At 45.3% G+C, this 9892-nt stretch carries 6 protein-coding genes; 1 reads left to right on the top strand and 5 read right to left on the bottom strand.

Annotation, left to right across the window (positions count from 1 at the left end):
• The 5 genes from ABDW16_RS30885 to ABDW16_RS30865 form a co-directional block, all read right to left on the bottom strand.
• Positions 1–934: hypothetical protein (locus ABDW16_RS30885; protein WP_343675295.1), on the bottom strand; the 934-nt coding region annotated here is incomplete at its 3' end.
• A 7-nt stretch (positions 935–941) separates the two neighbouring features.
• Complete coding sequence (locus ABDW16_RS30880; RefSeq protein WP_343675293.1) at positions 942–2321, bottom strand: RagB/SusD family nutrient uptake outer membrane protein; 1380 nt, start codon at positions 2319–2321, stop codon at positions 942–944.
• An 18-nt stretch (positions 2322–2339) separates the two neighbouring features.
• On the bottom strand, positions 2340–5975 hold the full coding sequence (locus ABDW16_RS30875; RefSeq protein ID WP_343675292.1) for a SusC/RagA family TonB-linked outer membrane protein: 3636 nt from the start codon (positions 5973–5975) through the stop codon (positions 2340–2342).
• A gap of 83 nt (positions 5976–6058) precedes the next feature.
• Entirely contained in the window at positions 6059–7054 is a 996-nt protein-coding gene (locus ABDW16_RS30870; RefSeq protein ID WP_343675290.1) for a FecR domain-containing protein, read from the bottom strand.
• Between the two features lie 91 nt (positions 7055–7145).
• The gene (locus ABDW16_RS30865) at positions 7146–7721 is read right to left on the bottom strand and encodes a sigma-70 family RNA polymerase sigma factor (protein WP_343675289.1); all 576 of its coding nucleotides are present in this window, start codon (positions 7719–7721) and stop codon (positions 7146–7148) included.
• A 388-nt stretch (positions 7722–8109) separates the two neighbouring features.
• Here ABDW16_RS30865 and ABDW16_RS30860 point away from each other — a divergent pair, with 388 nt between their 5' ends.
• Positions 8110–9783, top strand: a complete 1674-nt coding sequence (locus ABDW16_RS30860) for a C1 family peptidase (protein WP_343675288.1) — start codon at positions 8110–8112, stop codon at positions 9781–9783.
• Positions 9784–9892: the final 109 nt, after the last annotated feature.

The following is a 9892-nucleotide window of genomic DNA, read 5'->3' as shown; positions in this document are numbered from 1 at the left end:
CGCCTTTTGCAATAGAAATAGCAAAGATGTTTCTCCAAACGCCCCTGTCATAATCGATTCCTGCCAGGTCATCCAGTTCTGTGTCAGGTGCATAATTTTTCAGAAACTGCTCAGAGAGTGCCAGCTTTTTATCTGCATCCCGCTCATTCACCATCGCTTTGTAATCGGCCAGCTTCTTTATAATCCCATTAGGATATTGGGCACTGATAGCAGCCCGGATAGAATCACCTCTTTCTTTTTTATTCAGGAATTGTTCGTTAATCAAAGCCAGTGTGAACAAATCTTTCTGAGAAAGATTGGGAGCATGTAGCAAATACCCCGCAGCGTTATTAATTGTTCTGGAAGTATCTGGACTCAACCCAGCCTGACGCTCCATAGCTGCTCTAGCCCTTACATAAGGCCAGATAAAAGTTCTGCCTGCTCTCCAGTAACCAATCTCCTGCCCCATCCAAAAGAACATGGCAGAATCGCCGATACTAAAATCTTTGTAATAACCCGGTATACCCATCTGGTAATCGCGCGCACGCAGCGTTCCATAACCTGCATACGCGGCTTTCCACTGCCTGCCCGGCTCTGCACCCATAATAATGTACCCTGTATCATTGTTATTATCACTGACCTCCCCAGCCCGGAACTTAAACGCCCACAACCCTTTATCGCGGGTTAAAGGCACGGTAGCTGTATATCCGCTGTCAGTCTTTGTCAATGGCAAATCATGTGCAGTCCAGTGATAGGTAGTATCAAAAATATATACAGCACCGAGAATAGGTTTGCCTGTCTTCAATAAGGAAGAATCAGGCCGATACAACAGGTTAACGGTATCTCCGATGTAAGATCGTTCGGGTGTCATTTTCAACCGCTTACCCTGCGCCTGCGTGCCTTTAAAGGCACACAGGGCAAGGATAAAAAGGCAACTGCTCTTAATTCCTTTCATTTTATTATCATGGATTTTGTTCGATCTCAGGATTCAGATTGATATTGTAAGTAGCAATCGGGAATACATACCTGTTGCTGGAGGGTTCCAGTGTATAAGTTTGTCCTCTCCAGGTACGCGTATAGGTTTTGGTAAATAAAGGATCATCTTTCAGACGACGCTGATCCAACCATGGCAACAGGCGGCACATAAATTCTCTTTTACGTTCCTGCACTACTTTTACGATGGCATCATTCTGATCTGTAGCTGTCATCGCTACATAGTCGGCCGCTGCAAAACGTTTCTGTCTCAGCAGGTTCACCTCATCCATCGCCCCCCCGGCATTACCTGCACGTGCCAGACTTTCTGCCTTGATCAGCATCATTTCCGGAACAGATGTACCAATGTTTCTGTTCTCATAGTTCAGCTGTTCCATGCAGAAATAACGACCAGAATAACCATTACCAAGGTAAGTGGCAGCATCTCTTGTAAACCACTTATAACGTTGGTCTGTTGTACCCAGCAGGCTAAGCATTTCACTACTTAATCTCAGGATATTAGGAGAATAAGTATTATAGGAAGCTGCTATCTTGCCGAAAATAATTTCAGGATCGCTCTTACGGTAAGGGAAAGAAGTCATGGTAGCCAGATCCTTCAGTGTGCTTTGCAGTAATAAAGCACTGTCTGCATAAGTACCTGCATTTGTGTAATCACTCATCAGCAGGTACATACGTGCCAGCAGGGAATATGCTGCGGCTTTATCGGGCAGGGTATTATATGCGCTCGCGTTTGGCAGTGATCTTACAGCTGTTTTCAGGTCAGCTTCTACCCTGCTATATACAGCAGCTACAGTGGCCCTGTTTAGTTGCTGATTAAGGTCCGGGGTAAGTACCAGCGGCACACCCAGGTCAGAAGATGCAGTACCACTATTATAAGGTTTTGCATATTCATTTACCAGGTTTATGTACGCATCTGCTCTGTGCGTAAGCGCCTCCGCCATCAGTTCTGCTTTGGTGGAATCAGTTCCGCCTGTGCTGGTTGGTACCTCATTTATAATCACATTACAGTTATAGATACGTCCATAATAAGTATCCCAGTCACCATCATGATCGGTTGTTACTTCATAAATAGGCGATTTCCAGGTATACACATTTTTCATATACAGGTAAGAACTGTACCCATCTATCGTCACCTGCTGTACACTGTCTGCTATTTCAACATCAGCCGCCGCCCAGTCTACCATTTTCTCTCCATACTCAAAAGTAGACGTATAATTCAGGAGGTAACGATAGTTGTCTGTAGCACCTGCAATCAGGCTACCCTGTGTTTTTATATCGGTATATTTACTGCAGCTGCTGGCCAGTGCAAGACCACCTAGCAACAGCGTAGAGATATATTTACTTTTCATTGTTAATTTAAATTTTGGTTAGAACCCTACATTCAACATCAGACTATATTGTGGCGTAGCAGGCAGGTGCAGCACATTGCTGGCCAACACCGGTACATAATCAGGATCCAGTCCCAGCTTGTTCTTTTTCCATATCAAACCAAGATTACGTACAGCGCCACTTATTTTAATATTTTTTGCAAATACTTTTCCTGCCATTTCAGAAGGCAGCTGGTATGCCAGTGAGATTTCACGCAGGCGGATATAGTCTCCAGGCTGAATATTGATATCTGAATAAGCATAGCGCAGCACTGAAGTTCCTGCATACGCCCCCGCTACACCGGGTACAATTGTATTGGCTTCGTCACCGGCTTTCTGCCATCTTTGGGCAATATCTGCAGATGTGTTGTAATACAGTTTTCTTGATGATGGATACTGCGTAGCCACCGGCGCACGAAATACAGAACCGAAGCTATAAGTAGCCAATACAAACATAGACCAGTTCTTATACCGGAAAGTATTCTGTACGGAACCATACACAGGTGCTGTTCTGCGCCCCGCATATTTCACCGCTTTCATATCGGTCACCGCCTTGTTAGCATGCACTTTATTACCATCCTGGTCATAGATCATCGTCATACCAACACTGTCAAGACCAGCATTCCTGTAGGCGAAAAGTGCATCTGTAGCATACCCTTCTATATAACCTGAGAAACTGGAATAAAAGGAAGTAGTAGGTTTCAGTAAACTGCTGGTTACTTTGTTGGTATTGTAAGAGAAATTTACGCCCAGGTTCCAGCCAAAATCTTTTGTATCTACAATCGCTCCGTTGATACCCAGGTCAACCCCTCTGTTGATCATGTTGATACCATTACGCTGAATCGTATTGCTGGCTCCCAACAGGGCAGGATTCACTTCCAGCGAGTAGATGATATCTGTACCCTTTTTGTTGTACAGATCAATGGTACCACTCAGCCGGCCATTCAGTAAACTGTAATCAATACCAAAGTTAGTCACATATGTATTTTCCCATTTCAGCGCAGGATTCGCTGGCGAAATAATGGAAGCATAAGGTAATCCCGTTTGTGAATCAGAACTACCTAATGATATGTTTGTAAACGGACGCAGGTCCTGGTTAATATTGCCATTCACCCCAAACGTAGCACGTGCGCGCAGGGAATTGACCCAGGTAATATCCTGCATAAATCCTTCCTTAGACAGGTTCCAGCTTAAACCGGTAGACCAGAATGGTTTTGCACGGTACTTTCTGTCCAGACCAAAGTTGTTATAGTCATCATAGCGTACACTACCAGACCAGGTATATTTAGACTTATAAGTATAAGCAGCATTACCATAATAAGACAGATAACGCTTAACTTTATCCGTCTGCTCAGGATAACCACCGAGATAACCACCGGAATAATCCATAGTAGCATAATAGGTACCATAAGGAGTTACCACACCTATACCCGTCTGCGGATTGTATCCATAAATTGTATATGAATTAGCGCTGTTTAATGTCTGCCGGGCCTCCATACCTGCCAGTGCACTGATCTGGTGATCTTCATGAATCGTACGGTTGTATGTGAACTGACCGCGTGCACTGTAATTATTCATATTATTGTTTGTTGCATTCAGTATACCACCGTCCGGGAAATTATGAGTCAGCGTCGTGCCGGACCTCACGGTACCTTTGTTGTACAAATCTCTCACATACGCACTGTTCACATCTCTCATATTACGGATAGTAAAGAAATCACGCTCCTGCATATAGGCAGCATTGAATCCAAGACCTTTGAACAGCGGAACATCAAGGGTAATAGTACCTGAATAGTTGTTATCACGGGTACGGTTATTATTCATCTTCAATTCGTCCAGGTAGTTGGTAGACCATTTCCTGTAACCCAGGTTGCCCAGTGAATCCGCATAATGCTGACCAATGGTATAATAAAAATTGTCATGAATATCATCGTAAGGCATGTAGGTATTTGAACCATTCAGCAACGGCGTTAAACCAATTCCATTAGTAGAATAGTTAAAAAAAGCACCTTTCAGGCTTACCCCCAGTGTGATAACCTTCATGATTTTAAACTCCTGGTTGGCAGTCACATTAATACGCTCTCCATAGTTGCCTACAGTACTTGTATTTTCTTTTGCATAGGAACCAGACAGGAAATAAGTATGTACATCTGTACCACCGCTTACAGACAGATTGTAATTCTGTGCATCTGCTGGTTGCATAAGGTATTGACTCAACTGACTGTAATTATTACGCTGGCTCAGTTCAGCTACCTTTGTATCGTATTCACTCTGCGTGATACGACCGGATTTCAACTGAAATGCCAGGTCCACACCTTTATCTACATAATACTTAAGCCCGGAGCTATAAGGATTGTAAGATGCATCAGTAATAATACCTTTATCAACCAATTCTTTGTCAAAAGCTAAAGTCTGGGCACTGTTCATGAGTTTCAGGTAACCGATGTCAGGACGTGCCTGGCGGCTATAACCAACTCCAAAATTCACAGCAGGGGTACGTACCCGTCCTTTCTTAGTCTGAATAACAATCACACCATTTGCTGCACGGGAACCCCAGATAGAAGCGGCAGCGGCATCGCGCAGAAAAGTAATCTGCTCGATATCATTTGGGTTCAGGTTTTTCAGGTCCATCTCAGTTGGAAAACCATCTACCACTACCAGTGGACTTCTTTCACTGCTCAGGGTAGTATTACCACGAATATTATAATTATAGTTATTAGCACCAATCGTACGTGTATTGCTCGAAGGTGCAGGCGTTACGTTGTCATACACAAAAGAGTTATCACCAGCAGTGATCTGCATCTGCAAACCAGGCACCATACCTTCAAGACGGTTAATCACGTTTGCAGTAGGCGTCTTTTCCAGTTCTTTCGCAGTTACTACGCCAAAGGAACCTGTTGCACGTTCTTTAGGCAGGTTTACATAACCGGTAGAAACTACTTCAACCGGTTTCAGGTAACCTGTTTTATCTTTCAGCGCTACCCGGTAATAAACTGCATTTGTTACAGGCATTGTCTGACTTTCATACGCGATGCAGGACACCTGAATTTTCTGTGCAGTCACAGGAACCTTCAAAGTAAAATCTCCGTTCTTACTGGTTACAGTCATATACTTTGTACCAGGTACCATAATTGTCGCAGAAGAAACAGGGGCCATTGTTTCGTCGGTCACCACACCCACCAGCACACGCGTCTCCGTACCCGTTGTATCAAAGGACCTGTTAGTTTGCACCTGCGTCATCTGTACAGCAGGCTTCCCGGAAGCTGCCTGTTCAGAGGCAGCTTCTTCAGGAGCCACATGGTTGGTTTTGTCCTTTTCTTTTGTTTTATCAGAAGTACCGTAAATAGCATACTGTGACCCGCCCAGTTTTCTGAACTTCAGGTTGTATGGCTTCAATACAGCAGAGAGATAGTCTTCTATCTTCCTGTAACTGTCATCAGTCGGCTCATTCACACGCTTGTTGCTGACCAGTTCATCTTCATAGATAAAGGAAACATGAAATTGCTTTGAAGCCCTGTTCAATGCTTCTTTCAATGTGAGTGTTGGTTGATTTTGGCTGGCTACGGCAGCAAACATCTGCATGCTGATGGCAAGCATCAGGCAACAGAAGGCCGCAACCTTTTTCAGATTGATCATGCCTGTAAGCAATTTTTAATGACAAAAAATAAAACGATAGCGTACCTGTTTCGAAACTTCAGTTCGGCTGTCCCTTGTTAAAATCAGTTGGGTGTTACAATGATGGTTGATCCCTGCTGTGTAACTTTTGCATCTAATATTACAGCAAGTGCGTTCATGAGAACTTCTTTATCGGTCAATTCTATTTCTCCGCTGATTGTCTTATTTAAGAGCGAAGAATCAGTTGCCTGAATCTGGTATCCCCAGTCGTCTTCCAGTACACCAAAAAAGTCGGCTACAGTAGTCTGGTCCAGTTGCAGCTTGTGCTGCTGCCAGCCCGTTACTTTGGACACGGGTACTTTCTTTTGTACTAAATCCTTATGTTCACTATCATAGCGGGCCATATCACCCGGTTGAGACAGGATCAGTTTTTTCTCAGCAGAAGCAGCTACCATTAATTTTCCTGTATTTAATACAACAGCTGTAACGCCTCTGCGGTTGCGAATGTTGAAAGATGTTCCCAGTACATGTACGTCCACACCATTGCTGTGTACGTCAAACTGCTGGTCTACGCTCTTTTTTACATTGAAAAAAGCTTCCCCTTCTATCCATACTTCCCGGTTGGTCCATTCTTTCCTGTACGTGATAGCAGAGTGCCCGTTCAGGGTTACTTCAGTGCTGTCAGGCAGGTATATTCTCTTAATTTCTCCAAAGTTGGAGGTTATGTTCACCTCCCTGTTTCCCGGGCGGAAAATCAGCCAGGAAGCAGCGGCAATAACGCCTACGGCTACAGCGGCGCGGGCAATATATACCAGCGGATTTTTGCGCACATAGATCTTATTATTACCTATATTATTATAGATCTCATCCCACATTTCACGTTGCTGCAGGGGCGTTGGGCGCTCATGTACAACGTAAAGGCTGCGGACAATAGCCACGGCGGTATCCACTTCGGCAGCTTTGTGCGGGTAGGCGGTCACAAATGATTGCCAGAATGCATTATTAGCTGCGTCAGGGAACTTTACCCACTCCAGGAAGTAAGGCGATGTAGCCAGTTGGTGACTGGTATAATTACTATAACTATGTATGGAGTGATGCATCCGTTCGTTCTGTTTTAAGGCCCTTTGAATATATAAAGACGAAAAAGGGGCAATTGTGCCCCATGATCTTTAACTTTTTTTTTAATTTTTTTTATCCCTTCAGGATAGTCAGCAGCAGCGCGGTTCCTGCGGCCCCACCCATCAGTTCTTTCAGGGCTGCCAGTGCCCGGGCGGTGAGCTTATAGGTACCCCTGATCTGCATGTTCATCAGATCCGCAATTTCTTCGAAGGAGAGATTTTCAAAAAAGCGGAGGTAGATGATTTCCCTTTGCTTGCTGGTGAGCTGGATGAGGGCTTCCTGCACTTTCTTTGAGAGGATGGCCTGTTCTTCACCGGCAATCAGGTGGGTATCCATGCCGATTTCGAAATGAAATTCCGGCTGCTCATCCGTATAAGTTGTATTGGCCCGGGATTTAAGCAGGCGGAAAAGATGGTTTCTGAATGATTTGAGCAGGTAGAAGCTATAGCCGCCTTTTACCTGCAATGACTGCCTGTATTTCCAAAGAGAGATGAAAGTTTCCTGCACAGCGTCCTCTACCAGGTGCATATCACTGGTAAATTTCCTGCCATAACTGTAAAGCTCATCGTTATATTGAAGGTATAACGCTTCAAGGCTGTTTACATGACTTTCCCGAATGCCATCCCATAATGATTGTTCTCCTGACAAACTGAGCAGATTTTTATTAATTGTATCTCGATTAGACGGTTTCATTATCCAACATACACCAGCCCCTTCAAAATTAATATATTATATGTACAAATACCTTTTTTTCCCTTTGCAATCAATTGCGATCACAATTTATTTTGTTGATTTCCAATATAGTTATACCTTTAAATAGCATGCATGCAATATCAAATTTGTCACTGTGAATGGCACTATTTTTTATCCACCCCAAACACTGATACACTAGCTGAGGCATTATTCACTTCCATATCCTAATTTATCTCCCGACAGCTTCCTCGGTCATTACCGCGATGGCTTGCTGTCCCATTTCAATTCACCCTAAGTATTAAGGCGCAAATTTTTCATTCACTCCCAAAAAACATCGCAGGAAATGTCTACTATCAAGATTTCCGACCTGGTAGCTGATTTACAAAAATCCAGCACCCAGTGGCAAGCCAGAGAAACTACCGTATCTCAGCTGCCTACCCCACAGCAGAAAGCCCTCCTTGGCGTAGTCGTAAACCAGGCAGAACTCGACGCCGTTATGAAAAAACGCGACGCCGCTGCCCCTGTAGCAAATTTTGCACTACAGGTAGACTGGCGCAACAGAAACGGTAACCACATCACCCCCGTAAAAGATCAGGGTGGCTGCGGATCCTGTGTATCCTTCTGTACGACTTCCGTAGTTGAGGCAATGGCTTCTATCGAAAAAGGGCAACTCCTCAATCTCTCTGAAGCAGATCTCCACTTCTGTTCCTCCCACGGTGCTAACTGTGGCGGATGGTGGCCTACCGACGCTTTCAATCAGATCAAAACACGTGGTATCCCGGATGAAGCCTGCTTCCCATACGCAAGCGCTTTCCCGGACAATAATATCTGGAAACAACCTCCTCACTGCACCGTAGCCCCTAACCGTGATGCTACAGCTGTAAAAATTACAAACTCAACCACCATCGCAAATATCGTAGAGCGTAAAAATTACCTGACCAACAATGGTCCCTGCTCTGCTGTTATGCACGTATACGACGATTTCTTCGCATACGCTGACGGTGTATACAAACACGTAAGTGGCGTAGATAATGGCCTCCACTGCGTAACCGTGATCGGATATTCCGAAACTGAAAAATGCTGGATCTGCAAAAACAGCTGGGGTACCGGCTGGGGTAAAGGCGGGTTCTTCAAAATCGGTTATGGCGAAGCCGGTATCGATACCGAATTCCCATTCTGGACTGCCAGTGGTGTAAAAATCCCTGCCCCTGCTCATGGCTGGCATGGCTATGAAAACCTGGGTGGCCTGCTCTCTTCCAGACCCAATGCCGTATCATGGGCTGCTAACCGCATCGATGTGGTAGTAAGAGGTATGGATAGCGCCGTATATCACAAATGGTGGAACGGCACCTCCTGGAATGGTTACGAAAGCCTGGGTGGTCAGATCCAGGGCGCTCCTGCTATCTGTTCCTGGGCCAGCGGCCGCCTCGATATCTTTGCCGTAGGGCTTAATCATCACCTGTACCACAAATGGTACCAGGGTGGCTGGAGCAACTGGGAAGATCTCGGTGGTACACTCTCTTCAGAACCTACCTGTGTAAGCTGGGGACCTAATCGCATCGATGTATTTGCACGCGGTATGAACTCCTCTATGTGGCACCTCTGGTGGGATGGCGCAGCATGGCATGGCTGGGAAGACCTGGGTGGCGTAATCACCTCTGCACCAGCCGTATCTTCATGGGCAAGTGGCAGACTGGATTGCTTTGCCCGTGGTCAGAACAATCACCTCTGGCACAAATGGTACGACAAAGGCTGGAGCAACTGGGAAGACCTGCAGTCAAACATGTTTGGTAGTCCTGCTGCCGTATCATGGGGTCCAAACCGCATAGACGTATTCTATCCAGGTCAGACCTACAACATGATGCACAAATGGTGGGATGGTCACAACTGGAGTGGCGACGAAAACCTCGGCGGCTTACTCTCCTCCGACGTGGGCGTTTCCTCCTGGGCTGCCGGCAGATTGGATTGCTTTGTGGAAGGCACCGACTCGCAGATGTACCACAAATGGTATGTATAAAATACCTCCCTATAAATCGCTTCTGCCTCCGGGCGGAAGCGATTTTTTCCTAAATTGTAATCCATGAACGCTGAAATCAAACAACTCACCCTCGGTACCTCTCTCCCTG

The sequence above is a fragment of the Chitinophaga sp. genome (assembly GCF_039596135.1).
Taxonomy (GTDB): domain Bacteria; phylum Bacteroidota; class Bacteroidia; order Chitinophagales; family Chitinophagaceae; genus Chitinophaga.
This window is presented reverse-complemented; position numbering and strand designations above follow the sequence as displayed.

What these genes read in the sequence shown, in the direction of transcription:
- ABDW16_RS30880 (WP_343675293.1), bottom strand. Translation starts at nt 2,321, where the DNA reads ATGAAAAGTAAATATATCTCTACGCTGTTGCTAGGTGGTCTTGCACTG.
- ABDW16_RS30875 (WP_343675292.1), bottom strand. Translation starts at nt 5,975, where the DNA reads ATGATCAATCTGAAAAAGGTTGCGGCCTTCTGTTGCCTGATGCTTGCC.
- ABDW16_RS30870 (WP_343675290.1), bottom strand. Translation starts at nt 7,054, where the DNA reads ATGCATCACTCCATACATAGTTATAGTAATTATACCAGTCACCAACTG.
- ABDW16_RS30860 (WP_343675288.1), top strand. Translation starts at nt 8,110, where the DNA reads ATGTCTACTATCAAGATTTCCGACCTGGTAGCTGATTTACAAAAATCC.